General features: G+C 56.8%; 23 protein-coding genes. 18 read left to right on the top strand and 5 right to left on the bottom strand.

Translation table 11 applies throughout. From position 1 onward, the window contains the following. Window positions 1–82: 82 nt before the first annotated feature. The 6 genes from ACIOU6_RS22270 to ACIOU6_RS22245 all read left to right on the top strand — a co-directional run bounded on the left by ACIOU6_RS22270 (window position 83) and on the right by ACIOU6_RS22245 (window position 4,335). Entirely contained in the window at window positions 83–322 is a 240-nt protein-coding gene (locus ACIOU6_RS22270; protein ID WP_401138918.1) for a hypothetical protein, read from the top strand. Beyond that, the gene (locus ACIOU6_RS22265; RefSeq protein WP_401138917.1) at window positions 319–1,260 is read left to right on the top strand and encodes a hypothetical protein; all 942 of its coding nucleotides are present in this window, start codon (window positions 319–321) and stop codon (window positions 1,258–1,260) included. Before ACIOU6_RS22270 ends, ACIOU6_RS22265 begins: the two co-directional genes overlap by 4 nt. Window positions 1,261–1,266: 6 nt before the next feature. After that, window positions 1,267–1,671 (top strand): hypothetical protein, encoded by a 405-nt coding sequence (locus ACIOU6_RS22260; protein WP_401138916.1) that lies wholly within the window; start codon window positions 1,267–1,269, stop codon window positions 1,669–1,671. Continuing rightward, window positions 1,668–2,600, top strand: a complete 933-nt coding sequence (locus tag ACIOU6_RS22255) for a hypothetical protein (protein ID WP_401138915.1) — start codon at window positions 1,668–1,670, stop codon at window positions 2,598–2,600. The genes ACIOU6_RS22260 and ACIOU6_RS22255 overlap by 4 nt, the downstream gene beginning before the upstream one ends. A gap of 419 nt (window positions 2,601–3,019) precedes the next feature. Then, window positions 3,020–3,931: a hypothetical protein gene (locus ACIOU6_RS22250; RefSeq protein WP_401138914.1), complete on the top strand. Its 912-nt coding sequence runs from the start codon at window positions 3,020–3,022 to the stop codon at window positions 3,929–3,931. A gap of 128 nt (window positions 3,932–4,059) precedes the next feature. Then, window positions 4,060–4,335 carry a hypothetical protein gene (locus tag ACIOU6_RS22245; protein WP_401138913.1) on the top strand — a complete coding sequence of 92 codons (276 nt, stop codon included), beginning with the start codon at window positions 4,060–4,062 and terminating at the stop codon, window positions 4,333–4,335. A gap of 40 nt (window positions 4,336–4,375) precedes the next feature. Here the strand turns inward: ACIOU6_RS22245 and ACIOU6_RS22240 are convergent, their stop codons facing one another. From ACIOU6_RS22240 to rsgA, 4 genes are all read right to left on the bottom strand, one after another. Beyond that, window positions 4,376–4,861 (bottom strand): toll/interleukin-1 receptor domain-containing protein, encoded by a 486-nt coding sequence (locus tag ACIOU6_RS22240; protein ID WP_401138912.1) that lies wholly within the window; start codon window positions 4,859–4,861, stop codon window positions 4,376–4,378. Beyond that, window positions 4,861–5,820 (bottom strand): caspase family protein, encoded by a 960-nt coding sequence (locus ACIOU6_RS22235; RefSeq protein ID WP_221733106.1) that lies wholly within the window; start codon window positions 5,818–5,820, stop codon window positions 4,861–4,863. The genes ACIOU6_RS22240 and ACIOU6_RS22235 overlap by 1 nt, the downstream gene beginning before the upstream one ends. A gap of 2 nt (window positions 5,821–5,822) precedes the next feature. Continuing rightward, window positions 5,823–6,230: a TIR domain-containing protein gene (locus ACIOU6_RS22230; protein ID WP_339433649.1), complete on the bottom strand. Its 408-nt coding sequence runs from the start codon at window positions 6,228–6,230 to the stop codon at window positions 5,823–5,825. Between the two features lie 212 nt (window positions 6,231–6,442). Further along, a complete protein-coding gene (gene rsgA / locus ACIOU6_RS22225) occupies window positions 6,443–7,474 on the bottom strand; it encodes a small ribosomal subunit biogenesis GTPase RsgA (protein WP_221733104.1) in 1,032 nt (343 codons plus the stop codon). Between the two features lie 107 nt (window positions 7,475–7,581). Between rsgA and orn the strand changes: the two genes are divergently transcribed. The 5 genes from orn (at window position 7,582) to ACIOU6_RS22200 (ending at window position 18,312) form a co-directional block, all read left to right on the top strand. Then, entirely contained in the window at window positions 7,582–8,124 is a 543-nt protein-coding gene (gene orn / locus ACIOU6_RS22220; protein WP_221733103.1) for an oligoribonuclease, read from the top strand. Window positions 8,125–8,221: 97 nt separating this feature from the next. After that, window positions 8,222–8,833, top strand: coding sequence for a trimeric intracellular cation channel family protein (locus ACIOU6_RS22215; RefSeq protein ID WP_401138911.1), 612 nt, complete (start codon window positions 8,222–8,224; stop codon window positions 8,831–8,833). A gap of 800 nt (window positions 8,834–9,633) precedes the next feature. Beyond that, window positions 9,634–12,165, top strand: coding sequence for a hypothetical protein (locus ACIOU6_RS22210; RefSeq protein ID WP_401138910.1), 2,532 nt, complete (start codon window positions 9,634–9,636; stop codon window positions 12,163–12,165). 347 nt (window positions 12,166–12,512) lie between these two features. Then, window positions 12,513–13,499: a hypothetical protein gene (locus ACIOU6_RS22205; protein WP_401138909.1), complete on the top strand. Its 987-nt coding sequence runs from the start codon at window positions 12,513–12,515 to the stop codon at window positions 13,497–13,499. Between the two features lie 79 nt (window positions 13,500–13,578). Continuing rightward, window positions 13,579–18,312, top strand: a complete 4,734-nt coding sequence (locus ACIOU6_RS22200) for an RHS repeat domain-containing protein (RefSeq protein ID WP_401138908.1) — start codon at window positions 13,579–13,581, stop codon at window positions 18,310–18,312. Between the two features lie 45 nt (window positions 18,313–18,357). Here the strand turns inward: ACIOU6_RS22200 and queG are convergent, their stop codons facing one another. Next, window positions 18,358–19,470 (bottom strand): tRNA epoxyqueuosine(34) reductase QueG, encoded by a 1,113-nt coding sequence (gene queG / locus ACIOU6_RS22195; RefSeq protein WP_401138907.1) that lies wholly within the window; start codon window positions 19,468–19,470, stop codon window positions 18,358–18,360. A 63-nt stretch (window positions 19,471–19,533) separates the two neighbouring features. Between queG and ACIOU6_RS22190 the strand changes: the two genes are divergently transcribed. The 7 genes from ACIOU6_RS22190 to ACIOU6_RS22160 form a co-directional block, all read left to right on the top strand. Further along, on the top strand, window positions 19,534–21,033 hold the full coding sequence (locus tag ACIOU6_RS22190; RefSeq protein ID WP_401138906.1) for an NAD(P)H-hydrate dehydratase: 1,500 nt from the start codon (window positions 19,534–19,536) through the stop codon (window positions 21,031–21,033). Continuing rightward, complete coding sequence (gene tsaE, locus ACIOU6_RS22185) at window positions 21,021–21,491, top strand: tRNA (adenosine(37)-N6)-threonylcarbamoyltransferase complex ATPase subunit type 1 TsaE (RefSeq protein WP_221733096.1); 471 nt, start codon at window positions 21,021–21,023, stop codon at window positions 21,489–21,491. The genes ACIOU6_RS22190 and tsaE overlap by 13 nt, the downstream gene beginning before the upstream one ends. Before the next feature lie 57 nt (window positions 21,492–21,548). Then, window positions 21,549–22,922: an N-acetylmuramoyl-L-alanine amidase gene (locus ACIOU6_RS22180; protein WP_401138921.1), complete on the top strand. Its 1,374-nt coding sequence runs from the start codon at window positions 21,549–21,551 to the stop codon at window positions 22,920–22,922. Continuing rightward, window positions 22,919–24,829, top strand: coding sequence for a DNA mismatch repair endonuclease MutL (gene mutL / locus ACIOU6_RS22175; RefSeq protein ID WP_221733095.1), 1,911 nt, complete (start codon window positions 22,919–22,921; stop codon window positions 24,827–24,829). Before ACIOU6_RS22180 ends, mutL begins: the two co-directional genes overlap by 4 nt. Next, window positions 24,829–25,800, top strand: a complete 972-nt coding sequence (gene miaA / locus ACIOU6_RS22170; protein WP_401138920.1) for a tRNA (adenosine(37)-N6)-dimethylallyltransferase MiaA — start codon at window positions 24,829–24,831, stop codon at window positions 25,798–25,800. Before mutL ends, miaA begins: the two co-directional genes overlap by 1 nt. A gap of 95 nt (window positions 25,801–25,895) precedes the next feature. Beyond that, window positions 25,896–26,156 carry an RNA chaperone Hfq gene (gene hfq / locus ACIOU6_RS22165; protein ID WP_007902656.1) on the top strand — a complete coding sequence of 87 codons (261 nt, stop codon included), beginning with the start codon at window positions 25,896–25,898 and terminating at the stop codon, window positions 26,154–26,156. A 12-nt stretch (window positions 26,157–26,168) separates the two neighbouring features. Further along, window positions 26,169–26,241: hypothetical protein (locus tag ACIOU6_RS22160; protein WP_401138919.1), on the top strand; the 73-nt coding region annotated here is incomplete at its 3' end.

The raw sequence follows: 26,241 nt of genomic DNA, 5'->3' as shown, positions 1-26,241 counted from the left end.
ACTCGAAACTGGGATATCTGCCACCGACCGTTTACGAACGGGCGATGGCGTCAAAATCACCTATTGAGGTGTCCGGAATTAGTTGACCACTACACCCAGCACGTTGTCGCTAAGGTTGCGTTATCGCACCCCACTGATCGCGATACTCGGCGCTCGAAGTTTTATCGGCGGGGAGGGAGGTTTGGCTTTTACCTTGAACAACTCCACGGGTGTCGTAGCGCTGCGAGCCGACCCAACGCCTGAACTTGATCGTGTGCCGAACTACCCGCTCGGAGAGGATCACCCCGGCGCCATTTACCTGCAACCCAAGGACAAGCGATGAGTACGCCACCGGCAGGCACAACGGAAAAAAGGATGTTCTCCCGTAATGACTATCTCGCGCCATTACCTATTCCCACCGGTAGAAAACCTTCTGATGTGCTCAACATCATCTGGCGCAAGAACGAGGTGTTTCTCGATATTGGTAACTACAGCATCGGATCTGCGGTGATGGTGCTTTGGCCTGGAGTGATGTTGTTTTTAGCTATGGCTTATGGGTTTAGGAACATTGCGCCAGACCTAAGTGCTTTTGCACTCATCGGTGGAGGAATAATCACGGGTGTTCCAGCACTGTTTCTGATCCAAGGCCTCTTCCGAAAAGTCCCCTTACCCGTACGCTTCAACCGCCAACGCCGCGAAGTCTGCGTTCCCCGCGACAACGGCGAGTACTGGGTTGTCCCGTGGGAAACGATGACAGCCGCCGCCACCCAGCATTCATCAGTCAGTCAGGCCGGCAAAGCCACAATGGGTCTACTGGTCATCGGTTTCGAAAACCCCGACCCGCACGCATCGGAAGACAACAAACACTTTTCACTAGGCTTCAACTGTGGCGGTGGCACCACGGCGATGGCTCTGTGGGAATGCATGCGCAGTTATATGGAGATCGGGCCAGAGGCGGCACCGGATGCCGCAGCGCTTAATTCAGGGGCAAACCTGCGTTACTACATCGATTACATGAAGGATAAAGCCAAAGAACGTGGCTGGTTTTTGACCCTGTTGTGGGAAGGTGTCTTTGGCGTATTCATCTTCAATGCTCCTCTCGCCACCTACCTGCAAAGGAAGAAGCTTTACCCACCACCCGATCTGCCCTATCCCGACATCATCGAATGGTCGAAACCACTCCCGCCGGAACAATGGGCCAAACGCTCTCCAGAGCTGGAAGCAGCCATCGCCAAACGCGAGGCTGAACTGGCCGCGCAGGCTCAAAGCGAGTTGGCTTGAGGTCGGATGCTCAATTTGATCAAGAACAGCCCGACCAATAGCTACAAGGTGCCGAGGCCGTGGCGTGACATGACGCCCTATTGGTTGTCCGACAGTAGTTGCCAGTGGATACCGTTCGAGGAGGGGCAGGGCCTGCGTATAAGCGGTCCTTTCAAAGAGGTGAAAGATTTGCTGAACACACCACCCAGCACGTTGTCGCTAAGGTTGCGTTATCGCACTCCATTGACCGGGATTCTGGGCGCACGAAGTTTTATCGGCGGGGAGCGTGGTTTGGCATTTACCTTGAATAACTCCACGGGCGTCATTGCGCTACGAGCAGACCCAACACCTGAACTTGATCGAGTGCCGAATTATCCGCTCGGTGAGGATCATCCCGGCGCGATTTATCTGCAACCCAAGGACAAGCGATGAGTACGCCACCGGCAGGCACAACGGAAAAAAGGATTTTCTCGCGTAATGATTATCTGGCTCCATTGCCCATTCCTACGGGTGAAAAGCCTTGCGATGTGCTCAACACCATCTGGCGCAAGAACGAGGTGTTTCTCGATATTGGTAACTACAGCATCGGTTCGACGGTCATGGTGATGTGGCCGTCGCTGATGGTATTTGTATTTATGGGCTTCATCACTCCAGACCCCGGGCTGATCTGGATTGCGGCGTTATTGATCATAGGCATCCCTTCAATATTTGTGATTCAAGGCATCTTCCGCGAAGTCCCCTTACCTATACGCTTTAACCGCCAACGCCGCGAAGTCTGCGTCCCTCGCGAAAACGGCGAGTACTGGATTATCCCTTGGGAAACCGTGACAGCTGCCGCCACCCAGCATTCATCAGTCAGTCAGGCCGGCAAAGCCACAATGGGCCTACTGGTCATCGGTTTCGAAAATCCCGACTCGCATGACACGGACGACAACAAGCACTTTTCGCTGGGCTTCAACTGTGGCGGTGGCACCACGGCAATGGCGTTGTGGGAATGCATGCGCAGTTATATGGAGATCGGGCCAGAAGCTGTCGAGGATCAAACCGCCCGTTTCGACAGGTCAAAAGGAATCTGGGCGACTTATCTGGATGATCTGATCAAAGCCGCGAAGTTGAGAGGCTGGTTCGTAACCGTTCTCTGGGAAGGGTTCTGCGGAATATTCATATTCAACACGCTGCTGATCGATGTGCTGGAGCGTTGGAAGTTGAACCCGCCTCCCGACTTGCCCTATCCCGACATCATCGAATGGTCAAAACCAATCCCGCCGGAACAATGGGCCAAACGCTCTCCAGAGCTGGAAGCAGCCATCGCCAAACGCGAGGCTGAACTGGCCGCGCAGGCTCAAAGCGAGTTGGCTTGAGGTCGGATGCTCAGGGCTATCGGCATCTGATCAAGAACAGCCCGACCAATAGCTACAAGGCGCCGAGGCCGTGGCGCGATATGACGCCCTTCTGGTTGTCCGACAGCAGTTGCCAGTGGATACCGTTCGAGGAAGGTCAGGGGCTACGTATAAGCGGCCCTTTCAAAGAGGTGAAAGACTTGCTGAACACACCACCCAGCACGTTGTCGCTAAGGGTGCGTTATCGCACCCCACTGACCGCGATACTCGGCGCTCCAAGTTTTATCGGCGGGGGGGCGAGGTTTGGCTTTTACCTTGAACAACTCCACGGGTGTCATAGCGCTGCGAGCCGACCCAACGCCTGAACTTGATCGTGTGTCGAACTACCCGCTAGGGGAGGATCACCCCGGTGCCATTTACCTGAAACCGAAGGACAAGCGATGAGTACGCCACCGGCAGGCACCACGAAAAAACGGATGTTTTCGCGCAATGACTACTTGGCGCCATTGCCCGTTCCTACGGGTAGAAAACCCTCTGATGTGCTCAATATCATCTGGCGCAAAAACGAGGTGTTCCTCGATATTGGTAACTACAGCATCGGTTCGGCGGTGATGGTCTTGTGGCCAATGGTGTTGCTTTTTGCATTTTTGAATTACCTCTCCCCCGATCCGCTGATATGGGGTGGAGGATTAATAATTGTGGGAATTCCTATTTTGTTTGTTGTGTTCGGCCTCTTCCGCGAAGTCCCCTTGCCCATACGCTTCAACCGCCAACGCCGTGAAGTCTGTGTCCCCCGTGACAACGGCGAGTACTGGATTGTCCCGTGGGAAACGGTAACAGCCGCCGCCACCCAGCATTCATCAGTCAGTCAGGCCGGCAAAGCCACGATGGGCCTACTGGTCATCGGTTTCGAAAACCCCGACCCGCACGCATCGGAAGACAACAAACACTTTTCACTAGGCTTCAACTGTGGCGGTGGCACCACGGCGATGGCTCTGTGGGAATGCATGCGCAGTTATATGGAGATCGGGCCAGAGGCGGCACCGGATGCCGCAGCGCTTAATTCAGGGGCAAACCTGCGTTACTACATCGATTACATGAAGGATAAAGCCAAAGAACGTGGCTGGTTTTTGACCCTGTTGTGGGAAGGTGTCTTTGGCGTATTCATCTTCAATGCTCCTCTCGCCACCTACCTGCAAAGGAAGAAGCTTTACCCACCACCCGATCTGCCCTATCCCGACATCATCGAATGGTCAAAACCACTCCCGCCGGAACAATGGGCCAAACGCTCTCCAGAGCTGGAAGCAGCCATCGCCAAACGCGAGGCTGAACTGGCTGTAGGATCGTTCTGAAACTCCTGGGCAATGGTTCTAAATCTCACGGACTCTGCCTATAGTCCTTTCTGTCACTGTTCAATCCAGTGACCGATCTTAGCCGGTCGAACCAAGATGGAATGTCCATAAACCATTGGAGTTTGACCATGGCTATTTATCGTCCGCTGCAAGGCAACATAAGCACCACCCCCACGCTCTACATCGACACCGAAGCCAAGGCCTCGGCTCTTCTCGAAACCGCAAAGCATCGCTTGAACATCCTGCGCAATATGCTCAACAGCGTCAGTTGCCTGTGCGTCAAAGATGCCGAAGGTCATGATCTGGAACATTTCGCCAGCGCCGCGCATCTCCTGCTTCAGGACGGCTGTGACGCACTGGATGCGTTGGGCTGGAAGCTGGATAGAGTCGCACCCGGACTTTGAAAGTAAAAAGCCGCGATGGTGTCGCGGCTTTTTACGTCTGTCAGAACCCCCGCCGAATCCGGTTTTTCAGTTGTTCATGGAAAATCTCGGCGTTGCGTTTATAGGTTCCGCTAAACGATTCGTTGCTCGAATCCAGCACTATCGAGCGCTTGGTCGACACTTCCTCACGATACGCATCGATAAAGAAATTCAGATCACTGGCTGTGCTCAGCTTCGGCCACTTATCCAGGTACAACGGCAATTCCGTCGGCCCGGTCTTGTACGAACAGATCCGCCGGTTGCTGATGGTTGCTTCGCCGATTTCGAACGGTACCCACCACGACAGCGCGGTTTTTTCCGAAACCACCGCCAACAGGTGCGTGCATTCGGTGATGTTGCGGGTGATGACCCCGGTGATGTCTTCGGTGGTCTGGGATTCCGGATCCAGTACGTCGAGGTAGGTTTTGATGTTGGCCTGCATCAGTCGGGTGTTGATGGCGATGGCGTGGGCGCGATCCATGTGGCGGTAGCTGATGAAGACGGGCATCAGAAGTGTCCTTTGAGGGCGAGTTCGCGGTAGTAGGCGCCGAGGGCGGTGAGGCGACAACCGGTGGAGTTGAGGGCGGCGTAATACATGTGCTCGGCATCGACCGGTTCGACCAGGCTGTGGCGGTTGCACATTTGCAGTTGCTTAAAGACGGCGCCGTGATCGGGATCGAACGTTGCTTCGGTGGGCTCGTAGCTGGGATCGAGCCTGAAGACGAAACTCGGCTCGGGGAACCAGTCCTTGAGTTTGCGCAGGGTTTCTTCGGCAATCAGCGGTGCTACCTCGCGCAAGGGCACGAACTGCGACACGTTGGTCTTGAACACCGGGCGCTGCTCCCAGGCACCCAAGGCATTGTCGACAAACGAGTAAACGCTACCCGGCGTGACCTTGCCGAGCACGTTGGCGGCGCCACCGTGCAGGGCCTGTAACAGCAGGTCGGTGAATACGCCGTGGCCGCGACTTTCGAGGGCGGACTGTTCTTTTTTGCACGCGGTGAGAATGGTCATGCCTTCGCCGATCACACTGCTGCCACCGCGCAAATTGCGCATGGCGCCGGCTGCGCCTGCCTGACAGCAATCGAGAATGATGATTTTGTTCTTGATGTGCGGGGCCTTGTCCGCCCACTCCAGAATGTCGCTGATGCGAATGCCTTCCCCGCCGTGTTTGAAGTCCTGTGGAATCAGCAGCCCTTCGTCGATGCTGGTGTCGAACTGGCCGTGGCCGGCAAAGTACAGCAGCGCCACATCGCAGTCGCCCGAGAACAGACTTTGAATGTGCTGTTTCATGGCCGTGAGCGTCAGGTTCTCCTCGGATGAGGTCAGCACTTTGCTGCTGAAGTTCGGGCGCCCGCTGGCGTGACGCTCCAGCACCGAAGCCATGGCCATTGCATCGTTGTTGCAGCCGCTCAGTGGCGTGACGTGGGCGTAGTGGTTGATGCCGATAAACAGTCCCTTGCGCATGATTACACCGCCGTATGCAGGCGAATGGCCGCGACGATGCTTTTGGTGCTCCACGCGCACTCGGCATCAGCGGCGTTGCGTACGACGGTGGAAATCCGCTCGGCCCCGAACGGCTTGATCGCGATGATCACTTTGCCCATGCGCTTGGCGATTTCGATTTCCTTGTTGATCCACTTGCTGTACGTCGAGTACATGCCGGCCATGATCAGCACTGCCGAGCAAGGGCGGATCTTGTTCTCGATAGCCTCTTCCAGTTGCTTGTCGGTTTGCGCGCCCATGATCGGGTTGTGCGGTGGCACGGAGAAATTCTTGAAGGTGAAACCGGGTTGCGCGCTGAGCAGGCGTACGAGGTTGTCGTGGGCGTGGGAGTAGTTCCACGAATGGCTGATGAACAAATGATAGGTTTGCATGGGGTTCCTCGGAGGTCGCGACAGTGCGAAGGAGGAACTGAATGTAGGCATCTGCGTGAGGCCTACAAGGTGCTGGCGGTAAAAGAGAAATGTCCTGCAAACAGGCGTGCTAAAGCCCTACAGAAAGGTCTGACGTTTAGGCGTTCTGAGGATTTGTCAGGCGTGATCCTACAGCCGGCAGCCCTGTGTTTCAGGGCTGCCGGTGCGCCTGTTTAATAGCCGTTTTCAGGCAGGCTGGCGATGATCGAGCGGTAGCTGTTCATTCGTTGTTGCTGCACGCGGCCATCTTCCAGAGCCTTGAGCAGTGCACAACCCGGTTCGCGATCGTGCTTGCAATCGCGGAAGCGGCAGGTGCCGAGCAGGTCATTGAACTCGATGAAACCGGCTTCGACGTCGGCGCGGCTGACGTGGCCGAGGCCGAATTCGCGGATGCCCGGGGAGTCAATCAGTTCACCACCGCCCGGAAAATGGAACAAGCGCGCGGTGGTCGTCGTGTGCGTGCCCTGACCGGACAGCTCGGACAACGGCCCGACGCGGGTGTCCACCTCAGGCAACAAGCTGTTGACCAGCGACGACTTGCCGACGCCGGACTGGCCGACGAACACGCTGATGCGCCCGTCGAGCTGCTGTTGCAGCTGTTCCATGCCGTTGCCGTGATGCGCAGACACTTCCAGCACCGGATAACCCAGCGTGCGGTAAACGGCCAGCAGGGCGTTGAGTGCCGGGGCATTCTGCTCGTCGATCAGGTCGAACTTGTTCAGCAGCAACAGCGGACGGATGCCGGCGTGTTCGGCCGCTACGAGGTAGCGGTCGATCAGGTTGGCGTGGGGCTCGGGCAGCGGGGCGAAGACGATGACGATCATGTCGACGTTGGCCGCTACAGGCTTGAGCTGGCCACGGCTGTCCGGACGGCACAGTTCGGTGGTACGCGGCAATTGCGCGACGATCACACCGATGCCCTGGTTGCCGGCACGCCATACGACCTGATCGCCGGTCACCAGCGCTGGCAGGTTGGCGCGTAAGTGGCAACGGAACACCTGGCCTGCGAGTTCGCCGTCCTTGGCCTCGACCTCGACCTGCACACCGAAGTGAGCGATCACCAGGCCGTGTTGCTCAGGGCCGAGATCGCCACCTTCGAGCGCCTCGACTGCCGAGGACTCACGTTTGGCGGCGCGTGCGGCGCGCTCGCCCTGAATCTTTTCGATGCGCCAGTTTTGACGACGATTGAGTTGGCGTTTGGCCATGGGTGTTCCGTCTGAAGAATGCAGCGATTAGGTAAAACGGCCGCGAGTTTAGCACGCCGGGGCACCGGCCTAGGCTAAACTGCGCAGCATTGCCTAGGAGCCGAAATATGCAGAACCCACAGAATCTGATCTGGATCGACCTGGAAATGACGGGCCTTGATCCGGATAACGACGTCATCATCGAAATGGCCACCATCGTCACCGACAGTGACCTCAACACGCTGGCCGAAGGGCCGGTGATCGCCATTCACCACAGCGACGACGTGTTGGCGCGCATGGACGAGTGGAACACCCGCACCCACGGTAACTCCGGCCTGACCCAACGCGTTCGCGACAGCCGCATCAGCATGGCCGAAGCCGAAGCCGAAACCATCGCGTTTCTGGAGAAGTGGGTGCCCAAGGGCAAGTCGCCAATCTGTGGCAACAGCATCTGCCAGGATCGCCGCTTCCTTTATACCCACATGAAGGCGCTGGAAAGCTACTTCCACTACCGCAACCTCGACGTCTCCACGCTCAAAGAGCTGGCCGCACGCTGGGCGCCGGATGTACGCGACAGCTTCAAGAAGGGCAGCACTCACCTGGCGCTGGACGACATCCGTGAATCGATCGCCGAGCTGCAGCATTACCGCAAGCATTTCATCAAGTTCTGATTCTGGGCTGACGGCTTGGTGTGGCGTGTGTTCTCGCCCTCTTTTGGTGCTGCACCGAAATGGCTAGACTGCGCGCCTTCCTGCCAGGATCGCCACCATGTTGCTAATGCTCTATTTGATCGCCATTACCGCTGAAGCCATGACGGGCGCCCTGTCTGCGGGCCGTCGCGGCATGGACTGGTTCGGCGTGGTGCTGATTGCGTGTGTCACGGCGCTGGGCGGTGGTTCGGTGCGTGACGTGCTGCTCGGGCACTACCCGCTGACATGGGTCAAACACCCGGAATATCTGGTGCTGACCTCCGCTGCGGCAATGTTGACCGTGTTCACTGCACGTTGGATGCGGCATCTGCGCTCGTTGTTTCTGGTGCTCGACGCCGCCGGTCTGGTGGCGTTTACCCTGATCGGCTGCATGACCGCTCTGGAAATGGGCCATGGCATGCTGGTGGCTTCGGTCAGCGGTGTGATCACCGGAGTCTTCGGCGGCATCCTGCGCGATATCTTCTGTAATGACATCCCGCTGATCTTCCGCCGAGAACTGTATGCCAGCGTGTCGTTCGCCGCAGCGTGGTGTTACATGTTGTGTCTGTATCTGAACGTGCCAGGCGAGCAAGCCATTCTGATTACCCTGTTCGGCGGGTTTTTGTTACGTCTGCTGGCCATTCGTTTTCATTGGGAAATGCCCAAGTTCGTTTATAACGATGAGCATTGATTCAGCCTGCTATCGAATAAAAATAGAGTGTTGCCGGGTTTTGCGAATTGAAGGTGGCGGCGGGTTCTTATCTGTTTTAACCGGTTGTTGAGATTTCTTGTCTTTCTGCTTAAGCGAACTTAGTGGGCCCATGTTGTTTCTGAGTCTTGCCGCTAATTCAATAGGAGGCTGGAAAAAACCTTGCGAATTGATGGGCGAGCCAGTAATGAAAAGCTACGTTGTACTCTGGCAGTACCGAACAGCTTCGCTGTAATAAACAGTGTGGATGATGAAGACGAGGATGATTCGATCCAGTCTTGTATATGTACGTTCCGGTTTTCCAGCGAAAGCGTGAAGCCCCTTCAGATCGGTGCCTCCATCAAGTTCAAAGGGTAGATTGTCCGCAGCAATGGCGGTACTTTGTCGGGCCGGCATTACAGCAACATCGAAATGACTCCATTAAGTGACTGCTCAAGTTTGCGGCCCTGCGGGATGTGAGTTGCCGGTATTCGTGTCGGGTACTTATATGTTGGCCAGTACCTGATGGCTAAAAAAAACAGATCTACTGGGCTGCCGATAGAGTAGTGGTTGATGCTGACTGCGCTTTCGTCTGCGTCAATAAGCTTCGCGAATCACACGCCAATAATTAAAAGGCGTCATTGCTCTTGATCGCGATGAATGCAGTACACATATATACCGGGTTACACCGGGTAAACCGATAAACTGATTGTCCTGACAGTCATGTATTGGCGCGTCAGCATACTTTCTGGGCCTGCAATGTTATGGGGCCCCAACTAACCAAACCTCAAGGATGAGCATTCATGGCTGGCAAACTGCCAAAGATCAAACCTGTTCCTGCCCCTACCAAAACACGGGATTTCAGCGCGAATGAACCACATCGGCCAGCGTACTCCTCTCCAGCAATACCGCATTTGCCTCTATCGCCTCACCCGGAACCGTTGCACCCCGCCAACCGGCCAGACTCGGCCGCGGTGACGCAAGCGGCCAGTTTGAGTGTGAGCCCGATGTCTTCGGTGTTCGGTGATTTTGCGATGCTTGCCGCGACGTCCTCGCTGACAGATTACTGGATACACACGGACAACAACTTCGGCGAGGCCGATGCGCAGGGCATCCGGAGTTTCAAGCAGCGTCAGTATGTGGCCGTCGCCGACAACCATTTCGTGCAAGTGGTCCTGGACGCCGAGAGTGGTCTGTTTCGCGCCACGTTAGCCAGAGAACTCAACCCTTCCGGCCCGCTACTGAAACAGGATAGCGAGGGCAGCTTCTGGATCCCGCTGGAGAGCAGTGATTCGCGTAATCACCTTGCAAGACTCAATTCGCTACGGGGGCGAACGGCTGAACTTTTTCACCGCATCGGGCATTCAGTGGACGGCTTTTCCGAGGTCACGATTACACGCATTCTTGCCGTAAGTGGGATGGATGAAACGCTGACGCGCGATTCCCCCGCTTACGCTCGGTCCCTCGTCTTGCTGCAGGACGCCCTCAGGCGCTTTGGCCTCGATCAGAAAATCCACACGTTCATCACACAAATGCAACATCCCGATCCGTTGGTGCGCGCCCAGGTCGATCCGCAATTGCAGGCTCTGCTGCAGTTGCGCGAGGGCGAGCTTGGCGCAAGCATTGCCCAGCGCGACCGCGCCGCGCTCTTTCAGGATCATGAGCGTGCGTTCGAACTTGACTGTGATGAAAACACGTTGCAGATGCGGCGGATTTTTCCTGACCTGCCCAAAACGGCAGCCGAGGCCTTGTGGCGCGATGCAAGTGCCGCCGACCGTCTGCATATGCACAACCAACCGGGAATGCCACGGCAAATGGCAGAAGAGGCGCTGTTGGTGCTGCGCGATGTTCGTCTCGCACGGGCCTGTGAAGGGATTTATCTGGATTCGGTATCCAGTCCGGACAGTGACCGACTGGCGTTGCATATGATCGGACGTCTTGCGCAGTGGCCGCGAAATGTTCGTCTCGAGATTCGTCAGGGTGTGTCGGACGGGAAGGTCTTGACGGCTATCGGCGATGTGCTGACTTCGTTCCATCACGTACTGGTCCGGCAGGACGCCGGGTATGTCATCAGCAGCCCCGAGGGTTCATCGTCCCAAGGCATGAGCGATCTGTATTCGGCTCTCTGGTTCCTGTTACTGCCCGTGCAGCGTCAGGCCCTCGGTGTGGCGGATGGAGGAGGGCAAGCGCTGCAGCGATTGATTCGTGCACAGCCGTTGCCATCGCGCCACGCCGTGAGCGAACTGCTGGGGCTGGCGCCACTTCCGATGACTGTCGACCCCGCCGCCGCGCACTACAGGCAAGCGTGGAAGCTGCGAGGCGGCGCCGATAACAACCCGACATCGGCCAAGACCGTTGTTGACCGTGTACATGATCTTTATCCCCAACTTTCGGGTGAGGAGGTGACGACGTTTATCAACGAGCGTTTGAAGAGCGATCCTGCCGGCGTAATGATGAGGCTGGAAAAAGAGTTCGCGACGTTGTGTGATGAATTGTCGATATGGAGTGCCGATAAGCCGTCACTTCATGCGGATTCGCCGGGACAGGGGAGAGCGCCAACACCCGCCGGGCAACGTCAGGCTCGCGAGCAATTCAGCGCAAAGCTGCAAGATATCTGGCGGCGCAAGTCTGTTTCGAGATGGGGGTACGGTGACTATCAATTTTCTTCCAGCGTCGATTTTTCCGGTGAGTTACCAAGGCTGTCTGCCAGGTTCGAATATGTAACAGAGTTAATATTGACCGCAGAAAAACCAGGCGCATGGATAGGGACGTTTCTTGACAGTTTTCCCAATGTTCAATACTTGAGGGTGACGGGCGTAAAAATGCAGGCGTTCCCGTCAGGGGTCTTTCAAATGCGTGAACTGCGGCAACTCACGTTGAATAAGTGCTCGCTAAGACTTTCTGAGATGACGGCTGAAGGGCTGGCAAGAATGGAAACGCTTACATTGTTGAACCTGGCACACAATCCTCTGACAGTCGTTCCGCCTGTAGGCTTCATGCCGGATTTAACGGAATTGATGCTGTATGACACCAATCTTTCCAACGTTCCTTCAGGCATAGATTCGCTGAAAGAGCTCAAGGTGTTGGCGTTGCAGAATAATAATATTTCAGAGGTAGGGGATGAATTGTTCGATATCCCGGATACGCAGGATTTATTTGTTGGTCTGGTGAATAATCCCTTGAGTGAAGCGTCGAGGCAGCGGATTACCCAGTATCTGGAGAACGCCAGTATGGACCGGAAAATAGAAATTGAAATGGATGAGCCACTTTCGGATGTAGAGTCTGACAGTGAATCCTCGGAGAGCGGATTCTCGACGGGTTCAGAGAGTGACTGAATGTTGGTGGAAGTAACGGTTTTCTTGCAGGTCTAACATAGTCTGATAAATATAAATAACGCGTTGACTCCCCTTCTGCTTTTGGTATGGCCGTGATCAGGAGGGGAGGAACATCTGGCAAGGCCAGAATTAAAGGGCCGGCAGGCGTGATGTTCAATCGGATGACATGAAATCTGATTTTTTCGAATGTTTGAGAGTTTGTGTGTGTTGTGGGTTTTTATGTTCGGGTATTTCCTTGGTTTTAATTTGTCGAATGTCCCGGCTTTTATTGTTTTTAGTGTCGTGCCTCAATGCATCGGCGCGTCCTGAGGGAGGCGAAACTTATTAATTAGCCAAGGTGTTATTGAATGTTTGATGAGCAACTTAGTATTTCCCGTATTGAGGTGAAAACCGACTCCACACGGTCTGGTCAACATAAGGTTCTTTACGCCAACGGTCGCATGCAAGTACGCGTATTGGTGCTTTTACACGGTGTCGATAACAATGGCGACGGCGCCTCACTGTATGGGCATCCCGCATTACAAACACTGCGGCTGATTGCCTATAACGGCGCTCGACCGCTTGAAGGTGACTGGAGCGTATCCGTGCAGGAAAATCGCTATGCCCACGAAATGTCGGGCGGGGCACCGCGGGCTACAGAAATTCCGCGTGTTAATGACAATCGCAAAAGTGACGTTTCTGATCCGGTACAAATTTTTGAGTTTTGGGTTTCCGCCTCCAGGCCCGGAGTCATGGAAGTCGCTGCCGAAATCGTCATGGACGAAGGGGTGTTGCGAAGTAATGGAGTCGGCTTTGACAGCAGTGTGACGCTGGAGGCGATTCCGCCAAAAGAGTATCCGCTGAGCAGTTTTTCATTGAGTCAATATGATCAGAAACAGCAGCGAGCCCAATATGACTGGGTCCAGCATTATCATATTGCTCTGCAAGCGGAGGGCCGGCAAATTCATCTCCTTGACTGGTATAGCAGCGAGGTGAAACTTGACCCTTATGATTCCGAAAATGCGGTGCAGGTGTATGTGTCCGGCAATATTCCCGACACACAGGATGGTCGCAGATGTTTTTATGGTTATATGGCGCCGGTTTATGGGCTGAAAACAACGTTTCGCAGCCCTCTCGGTTACATAACCGTACCTATTAATAAAGTGCCTGGACAGTTGACGCTTGTTCAGTATGTTTCCGCGGACCTGCAAGTGGCGCGGGAAAATGAAAGCGCATTCGAGTTTGCAGTGGTCGATGAGTTCGGTTCGGAACACCGGCTTAGTATTGATGGTGATAAAGAACAACGTACTTTTATTCTGGGTGAATCCAAGCGGTCAATGAAACAGCTTGTCTGATTTCGATACATGGCCAGCGAGTTTTCGCTGGCCAACCTGATTTGCCAATATCTGAATTTGGAAATAAAGGATGTTTTCAATGAAAAGTAATTCATCTTCCGCTGTTCACTCAAATGCATTCAATTTTGGTGAGTTTGTTTCCGGCGGCGTTGACCCCCGCACGGGCATGTATACGTGCGCCTTTTCGTTAGGCAAGTTGTGTTCGGCGGATCTCAATGGCCCTGAGGTTGCACTTTCACTGGGTTTCAACCCGCTCAATCAGGTGGATGCCGGTTTCGGCCTTGGCTGGTCTTTGGCCATGACCCAGTATGACGTGCGCAGCAAAGTCATGACGTTGTCCAACGGTGAGCGCTACAAGGCTGTCGAGACGTCTGCCGGCCTGAAGTTCAAGGAAATGAAACTGCAAACCGCCAAGGTACGGGTGACGGGGGCAGGGCGCTATGAGGTCCGATACCGGGATGGTCGGCGTGAATTGCTTAAAGTTCAGGCCGGCACTCACGTCGCGGTAGCAGAAAAAATCGTCGCCGCGAACGGTGTGAGCATCACGCTCAAGCATGAGATTTTCAATCAGGTTGCCATGTTGACCGAAGTCTGTGACGCCAAGAGATGCCTGTTGAGGATTACGCGCAAGGCAGGTCAGGTGACATTGACCCGGCATCCCGATACCTCGTCCCGTTCCGACTACAACCTGATCTTGAAAAATAGTCGGGTAACGGCAATCGAGCTTCCGCTCGGCAAAGGTTGGGATCTGGAATATGAAGTCATTGATGAGGCCAGCTATCTGTGCCGCGTCGCCAATCCATTGCGCGGCGTAGAAATCATTCGCTACAAGCGTCAAGGTCACCGCTTCGTAAATGGCGTGGAGCAGACACTGCCGTTTGTCATCGCTCACGATATTTACCCAGGCCGCCGCCAACCCAGGCTCTGCAAGGCATACACGTATTCCGACCATAATTTTCTCGGGCAGGGCCTCATCCCGGCCAGGGACAATGACATAGACCCTCTCTACTTGGCGCCCGACCACTACGTCTACACCTCGGACGAGAAATTAGTGGTCAACGGCAAGGTACACACCCGGATTAACCGTACCTACAACAAATTCCATTTGCTGGTCGCAGAGGTCACGACATGTGGCAATGCCCAGACCACAATCGCCACTGAGTATCATTGTTCTGTCACCAAGCTGTTCAATGAGCAGCCGGCTCAGTTCCGCATGCCGAAGGTTCAGACGGTGACTTATTTCGATCGGCGCACCCAACAGAAGCGCGAGGAAACCACCGTCACCGAGTTCGACGGCGAAGGCAACCTGCTCAAACATGTCGAGCCGAGTGGGGTGACGACTTTGTCTGAGTTTTATCCTGCCAGCGGTGGGGACAACTGCCCGGAGGATCCGCTGGGTTTCACCAGGTTCCAGAAAAAGAGAACGGTCAGCGCTGCGGCCGCGAGTGGCGCCTCGTCTGTCACGTACTACGACTATGCGCTGCATCCTGCGCTGGAAGGCGCAGAACTGGCATCTGTCTTACCGGTTGAAGAGCGTTATTTCGAGCTCGTGGAGGGGGTTGAGATCCTGCGCTCGAAAACCGAAAGAAATTACCTGAATACGCCAAGGGACCCGCTCAAGCACGGGGCCATGAAAGAGCAAAGCATTACCCGTAACGATAAAAAGACCTGCACGGAATTTTCCTATGAGCTTGAGGGTATCAGGCTGCGGGTGAAGTCCAGCACGCGCGGCTTTGATGGCTCGCTGCAGACCCGTGAGGCCGTGCTCTCGACGCTCACTGGACTGCAGGTGTCAGAAATCGGTATCGATGGCGAGCACATCGAACATGAGTACGACGCGATCGGCCGAGCAGTGTGCAAAACGGTTGCCCCCGGCACCCCCTACGCGGCCGCTACCAGGTGGGCCTTTTTGGCCGCCAGCAAACAACAGCCGGCCACGATGATCACCACGGATCCCGCCGGCGGCGAACAAAGAGTGACCTATGACGGCCTGGAACGAGTGATTGCCGTTCAGGAAAAGGACTGCGACCGTCCGGACGAGGATGGGCTCATTGCGTCTCGCACTCTTTATTGCGCCCTTTATGATTCGGCGGGTCACAAGGTAGAAGTGACGCTGACCGATTGGCGCGATGGCAAGCCTTATCCGGTGATCACCCGCTACGAATTCGATAACTGGGGCCAAGTCTGCAAGACGTTCCATGCCGATGGGCGTGTCGAACATAGCGAGGCTGATCCGGTCGTTCGCCAGCAAACGTATTGGCTTCAGGGGATGGGCAAGACCGTTACCCTCTTCAACGAATTTGGTAAACCGCTGAGTGTCGAGAGCTTCAATCTGAAGAGCAAGAGTCTCGGCAAAACCGATTACACCTATGACGGATTCGGGCGTACAACCAGCCAGACCGATCCGGCCGGCAATACCACTCGATATGAGTACGACGTTTTTGACCGGATGATTCGCAGTGTCCTGCCCGACGCCAGCGAGGTGGTAACCGACTACGCCGATCACAGTGACGAAGCGCTACCGGTCGGCATTCAGGTCGATGGCAAAGTGTTGGGCCAGCAAACCTATGATGGGTTAAATCGCCTGACGGAAAGTACAGTAGGCGGACGCAAGTCCGAGGCCGGTTATGAAGCAGGTTTCAGCCAGCCGCAGTGGTTCAAGAGCGCTGACGGCAAGAAAATCGAATTCACGTATTTGCGCGATATGGGCGGTTTACTGACTGAGCGCAAGGCGGGGGCATTGCTCACGACCCTGACATACGACCCCGTCAACGGCCATCCCTTGACCTGTATCGAAAATGGCGGAGAGCGTCGTTTTACGTATTACCCTTCCGGGCGCGTCAAATCCGAAACGACGACCTACGGCGCTATCAGTAAAGCAACCTCCTTTACCTATTCCCTGGAGGGGCGACCGATCACCTACGTCGATGTACTCGGATCCGAACGCCGATCCGAATACGATGACCACGGCCGCTTGCAATCAACCTTGCAGGGGTCGCTGAAAACCGAATTCCACTACAACATCCAGACGGGGATGCTGGAATGGACGAAGACCGAAGAGACGTCGATCAAGCGTCAAATGATCACGCGGTTTACCTATGATGATATCGGTCGTGAAATCTGCCGTACGTTCGAGGTGAAGGGCCAGCCCGACCAAACGCTGGCGTCTACTTATACGCTCGCCGGCAAACTGGCGCAGAAAGTGTCCAGGCGTGGTACGCAAGTGTTGCGCGATGAGCAATTTGTCTACGATGTGCGTGGGCGTCTGATCCAGTACGACTGTGCCGGCACCCAAAAGCCCCGGGACCCGTACGGCAAAGAGATTGGTCAGCAGACGTTCACATTCGATGCGCTGGATAACCTTCTCACCGTACAGACGCGGTTCCCAATGGGTGTGAACCTGACCACCTTCAGTTACGACAATCCGGACCCTGTACAAGTCAGCGCAGTCAAACATTCACATGTCGACTATCCACCGGCCGTGACCCTGGAATACGACGCCAACGGCAGGATGATCAAGGATGACCAGGCGCGAAACCTGGCCTATGACGCGTTTGGACGTCTGGAGCAACTGAGCAGTGCAGGAGGTTCAGTTATTCGTGGCTACCATTACGACGGTTTCGACCACCTGGTTGAACTGTCGCAACCGAATACGGCAACTGCCCAGCGTTATTACCACGAAGGCCGGGTCACCCAGGAAGTCAGTGGTAAAAGCTCATCCAGTGTTGTGCGTCACGGTGGATTGCTGGTGGGCCAGCAACAATTCGGATTGAACGCTGAAACGCAGTTGTTCGGCACCGATCAGCAGCAAAGTGTGTTGGCAGAACTGGGTGAAGAACAACTGACCGATTGCGCTTACAGCCCTTATGGGCATCGTCCCGCCGAGGGGGGGGTGTTCAGTCTGGCGGGGTTCAACGGCGAGCCAATGGACCGGGCAACCGGCCTTTATCTGCTGGGCAACGGTTACAGAGCCTATAGCCCGACGCTGATGCGTTTTCTCAGTCCCGATAGCATGAGTCCATTCGGTGACGGCGGATTGAATGCCTACGCTTATTGTCTGGGCGATCCTGTCAATCGGGTTGACCCCACCGGGCATATATCCTGGCAATTGATCGCGGGAGTCGGACTCAGTGTTCTCGGGATTGTTGCCAGCGTGCTGTCGGCGGGCGCTGCAACGCCATGGGCGGCGGCGGCGCTGGGGCTGACCGTTGCTTCAGGTTTGGCGGGTATCGCCAGCGAATTGGTCAATCACTATGCACCGGATTCTTCAGCAGGAGAGGCATTGGGCTGGATCAGTGCTGGGCTAGGCTTGGCTTCGCTGGGTACCGGTCTGGCGGCCGGAGCCAAGGCTGCTGTCAACGCGGGCAGGAAGCTGGCTTCAGCCTTTCAGTCAGGGCTTAGTTCACGAGGTGCGGGTAAAGCGGCCAAAGCTTTTGCCAAAGGAAAAGGCGCCAAGGCTGCGGCAAAAGCCCAGTCTGCGAAAGCCACCGCGCGGGTTGAGGAAGAGGTCGAACAGAAATGGACATTGGTCAGGCCCAAAGACAAGATGAATCTTCTCAAGATAGAGGCGCGGGAGGCCTCGGAGGCGAGGGCCGAGATATTCATGCAGCACATTGAGGCGGGTAACTCTCCGACCTCCGCTGCCGCGCTCGTTCACGCCGAATACACGCCGTTGAAAGGTCCATCCGGTTCATCGTCCAAGTTGATGCATCTTTATTTGTCGAAGGGTGATCGCGTATATCTCACTGAAAATGCGAAGGACAGGATTGTCACCATCAAACAGCTGGGTGGCCACTACAACGAAAAAAAATAAACATAAATAACGCGGCGAGGCAGTGTTAAGCATGAGCCGAGAGCCTCAATGTCCCGGCCAGGATTTGAGCACTTTACTGGCCGGTTCTGCGTGCACAGGTCGGGCATGCTGTTCCAGCGCCCACGCCACATGCTCTCTGACCAACTCTGACGGATAATCCCGTCGCGCCTTCAACGCTTCCAGCACCGCAATCGTTGAGGGCGCATTGCCCAGCCCCACGGCCAGATTGCGCAGCCAACGCTCGTACCCCGCTCGCCGCAACGGCGAACCTTCGGTGTTGCTCAAAAACTTCTCTTCATCCCACAGAAACAGCTCGGCCAATTCGGCGTTGTCGAGGTTGTGCCTTGGCTTGAAATCGCTTTCCCCGGAGGGCTTGGCGAAGCGGTTCCACGGGCAGACGATCTGGCAGTCATCACAGCCAAATACGCGATTGCCGATCAGCGGGCGCAGGTCTTCTGGAATGGCGCTTTTCAGTTCGATGGTCAGGTAGGAAATACAGCGACGCGCGTCCAGCACGTAGGGGCCGACGAAGGCATTGGTTGGGCAGATATCGAGGCACGCGGTGCAGCGCCCGCAATGTTCGGTGCTGTGTGGTTCGTCCACCGGCAGCGGCAGGTCGACGAACAGTTCGCTCAAAAAGAAATAGCTGCCGGCCTTGCGGTTCAGCACCAGTGTGTTTTTTCCGATCCAGCCCAGTCCGGCCTGTTCGGCAATGGCTTTCTCCAGCACCGGGGCGCTGTCGACAAACGCACGGAAACCGAACGGGCCGATCTCGGACTGAATCTTGTCTGCCAATTGTTGAACGCGTTTACGGATCAATTTGTGGTAATCGCGGCCCAAGGCATAACGCGACACGTAGGCTTTCTCCGGTTGGGCCAGACGTTTGGCCATCTCGGTATCGCCCGGCAGGTAGTCCATGCGCAGGGAAACCACGCGTAAAGTGCCCGGTACCAGCTCTTCGGGGTGCGAGCGTTTGCTGCCGTGGGCGCCCATGTAGTCCATTTCGCCGTGGTAGCCGGCTTCGAGCCAGCGCTGCAGGTGCTGCTCATGCTCGGCCAGGTTCAGGCCGCTGATGCCGACTTGTTGGAAGCCCAGCTCGCGGCCCCATTCCTTGATGGATTGGGCGAGGGCGGGCAGGTCTGTGGTAATGGCGGACATGAGGCGAGAGAAACCGGAGCTGAGGTGCGTATAATTCTGCCAGACATCGGAGCCCGAAGACGCATGCCGCATACGAAAGATCAATTACCCGACGCGCTGTATGGCGCCGCACAGCTGCGCGAACTCGATGCTCGGCTGATCGCTGCCGGCACACCGGGCTTCGAATTGATGCAACGCGCGGCGCATGCGACCTGGCGTTCGCTGGTTCGGCAGTGGCCCACCGCCAGCGAGCTGACAGTACTTTGCGGCCATGGCAACAACGCCGGCGACGGTTATCTGGTCGCTGCCTTGGCGCGTCGGGCCGGTTGGACGGTGCAGGTGTTGGCGGTCGGCGACCCACAGCGCTTGCAGGGTGACGCAGCACAGGCGCACGCCGAGGCTTTGGCCGAGAGTGTCGTTGTGCAGGGCTGGAGTGCCCGGCGCGAGTTGCGCGGAGTGGTTGTCGATGCCTTGCTGGGCACGGGGTTGAGTGGCGAAGTGCGTGAGCCTTATGCCTCTGCCATCAATGCGATCAACACCAGTGGCTTGCCTGTAACGGCGGTCGATATTCCTTCGGGATTGTGTGCTGATACCGGGCGAGTGCTGGGTGTTGCCGTGCGTGCCGATCTCACGGTGACGTTTATTGGCTTGAAAGTGGGGCTGTTCACGGGCGACGCGGCGGATCATGTCGGCAAGTGGGTGTTCAACGATCTGCAGGCCACGGCTGAAATCTACAGTGACATTGCTGTCCGTGCCCGGCGCCTCAACGTAGCTAATCTTGCGCTACTGGCCCCTCGCGAGCCGACATCTCATAAGGGTTGCTTCGGGCATTTGCTGTTGGTTGGCGGCGATCATGGCTTTGGTGGGGCGATTCTGCTCAGCAGTGAAAGCGCTTTGCGCAGCGGCGCGGGTATGGTGTCGTTGGCGACGCGCCCCGAGCATGTGCCGGCGGCGCTGCCCCGCGTTCCTGAAGTCATGGCGCTCGGCGTTTCTTCGGCCAATCAGTTGATGGGCTTGCTGGAAAAGGCGTCGACGCTGGTCGTAGGGCCGGGGCTTGGACAGGCGAGTTGGGGCCGGGCGTTATTGTCAGCCGCCGCCAATGCGCCGTTACCGCAAGTATGGGATGCGGACGCGCTGAATCTGCTGGCGAGCGGTTTCGTCAGTCTGCCCAAGGATTGCGTGATCACTCCGCATCCCGGCGAAGCTGCACGGTTGCTGGGAATCAGCACCGCCCAGGTGCAGGCCGACCGCCCCGCAGCAGCGCTGGCATTGAGCAAAAAATACACCGCAGTGGTGGTGCTCAAAGGTGCTGGCAGCCTGATCGCGCACCCCGATGGACGTCTGGCGTTGTGTCACCAGGGGCATCCGGCCATGGCCACTGCCGGGCTCGGCGATGTGCTGGCAGGTTTGACCGGCGCGTTGCTGGCGCAAGGCATGGGCGGTTTCGATGCCGCCTGCCTGGCGGTCTGGCTGCACGCCAACGCCGGGGCGCAACAAGGAAAATTGGGCCGTGGGCTGGCGGCCAGTGATCTGATTCCAGCCATTCGTCAGTTGTTGGAGGAGCTTGCACCGTGTCTGAAGTAACCCTGTACCTGGCCGATGAACAGGCCATGAGCGACTTTGGCGCACGGATCGCCCGCGTTACCCAAGGCCATGGCCTGATTTTTCTTGAGGGCAATCTGGGGATGGGCAAAACGACCCTGTCCCGGGGGATTATTCGTGGGTTGGGGCATGTCGGGGCGGTAAAAAGTCCGACCTTCACATTGGTCGAACCGTACGAGATGGGGGACATCCGCGCCTTCCACTTCGACTTGTATCGACTGGTCGATCCGGAAGAGCTGGAGTTCCTCGGCATTCGCGATTACTTCGAGGACGATGCCCTGTGCCTGATCGAGTGGCCCGATAAAGGTGCAGGCTTTTTGCCAAAGCCGGACCTGACCATTACCATTAGCCCGCAAGACAGCGGGCGTTCGCTGAAAATTTTATCCCAAGGCTCGCGTGGCGAGGCTTGGTGTGCCGCTTTGGCATTGGAATCCAATTAAATGATGGGGTTAGGTATGCGCTTTCGCGCGTTGGTGGCTGCCGCTGGACTGTTGTTGATGGCAGTAACCGTCAACGCTGTGGCCGACTCAAAGGTCAACAGCGTGCGCCTGTGGCGGGCGCCGGACAACACGCGACTGGTTTTCGACCTGAGCGGCCCGGTGCAGCACAGTGTCTTCACCCTGACCGCCCCGGACCGGTTGGTAATCGACATCAATGGCGCCACGTTAGGTGCGCCGTTGAATGCACAGACTGCAAACACGCCGATCACAGCGATACGCTCGGCCCAGCGCACGCCGACCGACCTGCGTGTGGTTGTCGACCTGAAGAAAGCCGTCACCCCGAAAAGCTTCTCGCTGGCGCCGAATGCGCAGTATGGCAACCGTCTGGTGGTCGACTTGTTCGATAACCCGGCCGACGCCGCGCCGCCGCCAGCACCAACGCCATCGGTGGCCACCGTACCGGCGGTGCCAGTCACCCCGACAAAGCCCGAAATCAAGTTACCGCCAGCTCCAGCCGGCAAGCGCGACATTATTGTGGTGATTGATGCCGGCCACGGCGGCGAAGACCCGGGAGCATCCGGTTCGCGCGGTCAGCGTGAGAAAGACGTGGTATTGCAGATCGCCCGCGAATTGCAACGTCAGGTCAACGGCATGAAAGGCTTCCGTGCCGAATTGACCCGCACCGGCGACTATTTCATCCCGTTACGTGGTCGTACCGAAATCGCCCGCAAGAAGGGCGCCGACCTGTTCGTTTCGATCCACGCCGACGCTGCGCCCTCCGCGGCAGCCTTTGGTGCTTCGGTGTTTGCCCTGTCTGATCGCGGTGCTACGTCGGAGACCGCCCGTTGGCTGGCCGACAGCGAAAACCGTTCCGATCTGATCGGTGGTGCCGGTAACGTCAGCCTTGACGACAAGGACCGCATGCTGGCGGGCGTGCTGCTCGATCTGTCGATGACCGCGTCGCTGACCTCCAGCCTCAACGTCGGTCAGAAAGTCCTGACCAACATCGGGCGTATTACACCGTTGCACAAACAGCGCGTCGAGCAGGCCGGGTTTATGGTGTTGAAGTCGCCGGACATTCCGTCGATTTTGGTTGAAACCGGCTTCATCTCCAATGCCAACGAAGCCTCGAAGCTTGCTGCATCGAGCCACCAGCAGGCGCTGGCACGGTCGATCAGCAGTGGCGTACGCCAGTTCTTCCAGCAGAATCCGCCGCCGGGAACTTACATTGCCTGGCTGCGTGATTCGGGGAAAATCGCCAAAGGACCTCGGGATCACCGGGTAAGTCCGGGTGAAACGCTCTCCATGATCGCCGTGCGTTATCAGGTGTCGCCAGTCACGTTGCGCAATGTCAACAATTTGAAAAGCGATGAACTGAAGGTTGGTCAGCACTTGACCATTCCTGGCACCGAACTGGCGTCCAAAGAATGAATCAGGAGTTGAGCGCAGCCCGCATCGAGCTGCTCAGTCCACGGCTGGCGAACCAGATCGCCGCTGGTGAGGTGGTTGAGCGTCCGGCTTCGGTCATTAAGGAACTGTTGGAAAACAGCCTCGATTCTGGTGCCAAGCGCATCGACGTCGATGTCGAGCAGGGCGGCGTCAAACTGCTGCGAGTGCGTGATGATGGCAACGGCATTTCTGCCGATGATCTGCCGTTGGCTCTGGCCCGTCACGCCACCAGCAAGATCCGCAATCTTGAAGACCTCGAACAGGTCATGAGCCTGGGCTTTCGCGGTGAGGCGCTGGCATCGATCAGCTCTGTCGCGCGTCTGACCCTGACCTCACGCACCCGTGATGCCGATCAGGCCTGGCAGGTCGAAACCGAAGGCCGGGACATGGCGCCTCGGGTTCAGCCGGCGGCACACCCGGTCGGTACGTCGGTGGAAGTGCGTGACCTGTTCTTCAATACCCCGGCGCGGCGCAAATTCCTCAAGACTGAAAAAACCGAATTCGATCATCTGCAAGAAGTGATCAAGCGCCTGGCGCTGGCGCGTTTCGACGTGGCTTTCCATCTGCGCCACAACGGCAAGACCATTCTCAGCCTGCACGAAGCCCATGATGACGCGGCCCGCGCACGGCGTGTGGCGGCCATCTGTGGTTCTGGTTTCCTTGAGCAGGCGTTGCCGATCGAGATCGAGCGCAACGGTTTGCACCTGTGGGGCTGGGTCGGGTTGCCGACTTTCAACCGAAGCCAGGCAGATTTGCAGTATTTCTTCGTGAATGGTCGTGCGGTGCGCGACAAACTGGTGGCCCACGCGGTGCGTCAGGCGTATCGCGATGTGCTGTTCAACGGCCGTCATCCGACCTTTGCGCTGTTTTTCGAGGTCGATCCCGCGGCGGTGGACGTCAACGTGCACCCGACCAAGCACGAAGTGCGCTTTCGTGATGGACGCATGGTGCATGACTTCCTCTACGGCACGCTGCACCGTGCTTTGGGCGATGTGCGTCCGGAAGACCAACTTGCCGGCTCCGTCACCACTGCCGTGGTCAGGCCAACGGGCCTTGATGCCGGTGAGTTCGGCCCGCAGGGCGAAATGCGCCTGGCGGCCAATGCGCTGCTCGAGCAACCGCAGGCGCAACCGACGCTCAATGCCTCCTCTGGCGCCAGCGCTGGCGGCGCTTATCAGTATCAATACACGCCACGCCCGCAATCTGCGATGCCGCCGGCCGCCGAGGCTCAGGCCGCCTATCGGGAGTTTTTCGCGCCGCTGCCTGAAGCGAATGCCAACGCGCTGCCCGCCGGACAGGAAGACATTCCGCCGCTCGGTTACGCGCTGGCGCAGCTCAAGGGCATCTATATCTTGTCCGAGAACGCCCAAGGCCTGGTACTGGTGGACATGCATGCCGCTCACGAGCGGATCATGTACGAGCGCCTTAAAATTGCCATGGCCAGCGAAGGTCTCAGCGGCCAACCGTTGCTGGTGCCGGAGTCGCTGGCGGTCAGTCAGCGCGAAGCCGACTGTGCCGAAGAGCATGCTGCGTGGTTCCAGCGTCTGGGCTTTGAGTTGCAGCGCCTGGGCCCGGAAACTCTGGCGATTCGGCAGATTCCGGCCTTGCTGAAACAGGCTGAAGCCAACCGTTTGGTCGGCGATGTGCTGTCGGATCTGATGGAATACGGCACCAGCGACCGGATTCAGGCGCACTTGAACGAACTGCTCGGCACCATGGCCTGCCACGGCGCGATCCGCGCCAACCGGCGCCTTGCCTTGCCCGAAATGAACGGCCTGCTACGTGACATGGAAAACACTGAGCGCAGCGGTCAATGCAACCATGGCCGGCCGACCTGGACCCAATTGGGCCTGGACGATCTGGACAAACTGTTCCTGCGCGGTCGTTGATGAAGCAGCTTCCTCCAGCGATTTTCCTGATGGGCCCTACCGCTGCGGGCAAGACCGACCTGGCCATCGAATTGACCAAGGTGCTGCCGTGCGAGCTGATCAGCGTCGATTCCGCGCTGGTCTATCGAGGCATGGACATTGGCACGGCCAAGCCCTCGAAAGAGCTGCTGGCCGAATTTCCGCATCGTTTGATCGACATTCTCGACCCGGCTGAAGCCTATTCGGCTGCGGATTTCCGTCGCGATGCCCTGCAAGCCATGGCCGAAATCACCGCGCGCGGAAAAATTCCGCTGCTGGTCGGCGGCACGATGCTCTATTACAAGGCTTTGGTTGAAGGGTTGGCGGATATGCCGGCAGCGGATCCCGAAGTTCGCGCACAGATCGAAGAAGAGGCTGCACGCCTTGGCTGGCAAGCCCTGCACGATCAATTGGCGATCATTGATCCGGTGTCTGCGGCGCGTATTCATCCGAACGATCCGCAACGCTTGAGTCGGGCGCTGGAAGTTTATCGGGTCAGTGGTCAGAGCATGACTGCCCTTCGCCAGCAACAATCTGTGCAAAGTACTGAAGCATCAGCTTCTGGACAGCAACAATTGCCCTATACTGTCGCAAACTTGGCCATTGCCCCGGAAAATCGCCAGGTATTGCATGAGCGTATTAAACAAAGATTCACAAATATGTTGGAACAGGGGTTCATTGACGAGGTCGTAGCCCTGCGTAAAAGAAGTGACCTGCATTCAGGGTTGCCGTCTATACGTGCGGTAGGCTACCGCCAAGTCTGGGATTATCTGGATGGCAAGCTGACGTTGGCCGAAATGCAGGAGCGCGGTGTCATCGCCACGCGCCAGTTGGCCAAGCGCCAGTTCACCTGGCTGCGCAGCTGGGAAGATTTACACTGGCTGGACAGTCTTGATTGCGACAATCTGCCACGCGCCTTGAAATACCTTGGGACCATCTCCATATTGAGCTGAGTCCTTGCAATTGCCGTCTATCCTTGGGGGTGTGACGGCCAAAGCCATCTGAATTACCTATTTTTTATTATTGAATCCTTAAAGGAGTGCGGCACATGTCAAAAGGGCATTCGCTACAAGACCCTTACTTGAATACTTTACGTAAAGAGAAAGTTGGGGTTTCCATCTACCTGGTCAACGGTATCAAACTGCAAGGCACGATCGAGTCGTTCGACCAGTTCGTGATCCTGCTGAAAAACACCGTCAGCCAGATGGTTTACAAACACGCTATCTCGACAGTAGTGCCGGTTCGTCCAATTCGTCTGCCTAGCGCAACCGAATCCGAAGCAGGTGATGCTGAGCCAGGTAACGCCTGATAGGAGTCTCCTTTGTTCTTTGAGCGCCACGGTGGTGGTGAGCGAGTGATCCTCGTTCACTTGGATGTACAGGACCCTGAGGCGC

Source organism: Pseudomonas sp. NPDC087615 (assembly GCF_044743445.1).
In the GTDB taxonomy this organism is placed as follows: Bacteria; Pseudomonadota; Gammaproteobacteria; order Pseudomonadales; family Pseudomonadaceae; genus Aquipseudomonas; species Aquipseudomonas baetica_A.
Note: the sequence above shows the minus strand (reverse complement) of the source record. Positions and strands in the feature narration are given on the sequence as shown.

Bases quoted from the DNA above. Each gene is read 5' to 3' on its own strand.
- ACIOU6_RS22265 (WP_401138917.1), top strand. From the start codon at position 319: ATGAGTACGCCACCGGCAGGCACAACGGAAAAAAGGATGTTCTCCCGT.
- ACIOU6_RS22260 (WP_401138916.1), top strand. From the start codon at position 1,267: ATGCTCAATTTGATCAAGAACAGCCCGACCAATAGCTACAAGGTGCCG.
- ACIOU6_RS22255 (WP_401138915.1), top strand. From the start codon at position 1,668: ATGAGTACGCCACCGGCAGGCACAACGGAAAAAAGGATTTTCTCGCGT.
- ACIOU6_RS22250 (WP_401138914.1), top strand. From the start codon at position 3,020: ATGAGTACGCCACCGGCAGGCACCACGAAAAAACGGATGTTTTCGCGC.
- ACIOU6_RS22245 (WP_401138913.1), top strand. From the start codon at position 4,060: ATGGCTATTTATCGTCCGCTGCAAGGCAACATAAGCACCACCCCCACG.
- ACIOU6_RS22240 (WP_401138912.1), bottom strand. From the start codon at position 4,861: ATGCCCGTCTTCATCAGCTACCGCCACATGGATCGCGCCCACGCCATC.
- ACIOU6_RS22235 (WP_221733106.1), bottom strand. From the start codon at position 5,820: ATGCGCAAGGGACTGTTTATCGGCATCAACCACTACGCCCACGTCACG.
- ACIOU6_RS22230 (WP_339433649.1), bottom strand. From the start codon at position 6,230: ATGCAAACCTATCATTTGTTCATCAGCCATTCGTGGAACTACTCCCAC.
- rsgA (WP_221733104.1), bottom strand. From the start codon at position 7,474: ATGGCCAAACGCCAACTCAATCGTCGTCAAAACTGGCGCATCGAAAAG.
- orn (WP_221733103.1), top strand. From the start codon at position 7,582: ATGCAGAACCCACAGAATCTGATCTGGATCGACCTGGAAATGACGGGC.
- ACIOU6_RS22215 (WP_401138911.1), top strand. From the start codon at position 8,222: ATGTTGCTAATGCTCTATTTGATCGCCATTACCGCTGAAGCCATGACG.
- ACIOU6_RS22210 (WP_401138910.1), top strand. From the start codon at position 9,634: ATGGCTGGCAAACTGCCAAAGATCAAACCTGTTCCTGCCCCTACCAAA.
- ACIOU6_RS22205 (WP_401138909.1), top strand. From the start codon at position 12,513: ATGTTTGATGAGCAACTTAGTATTTCCCGTATTGAGGTGAAAACCGAC.
- ACIOU6_RS22200 (WP_401138908.1), top strand. From the start codon at position 13,579: ATGAAAAGTAATTCATCTTCCGCTGTTCACTCAAATGCATTCAATTTT.
- queG (WP_401138907.1), bottom strand. From the start codon at position 19,470: ATGTCCGCCATTACCACAGACCTGCCCGCCCTCGCCCAATCCATCAAG.
- ACIOU6_RS22190 (WP_401138906.1), top strand. From the start codon at position 19,534: ATGCCGCATACGAAAGATCAATTACCCGACGCGCTGTATGGCGCCGCA.
- ACIOU6_RS22180 (WP_401138921.1), top strand. From the start codon at position 21,549: ATGGCAGTAACCGTCAACGCTGTGGCCGACTCAAAGGTCAACAGCGTG.
- mutL (WP_221733095.1), top strand. From the start codon at position 22,919: ATGAATCAGGAGTTGAGCGCAGCCCGCATCGAGCTGCTCAGTCCACGG.
- miaA (WP_401138920.1), top strand. From the start codon at position 24,829: ATGAAGCAGCTTCCTCCAGCGATTTTCCTGATGGGCCCTACCGCTGCG.
- hfq (WP_007902656.1), top strand. From the start codon at position 25,896: ATGTCAAAAGGGCATTCGCTACAAGACCCTTACTTGAATACTTTACGT.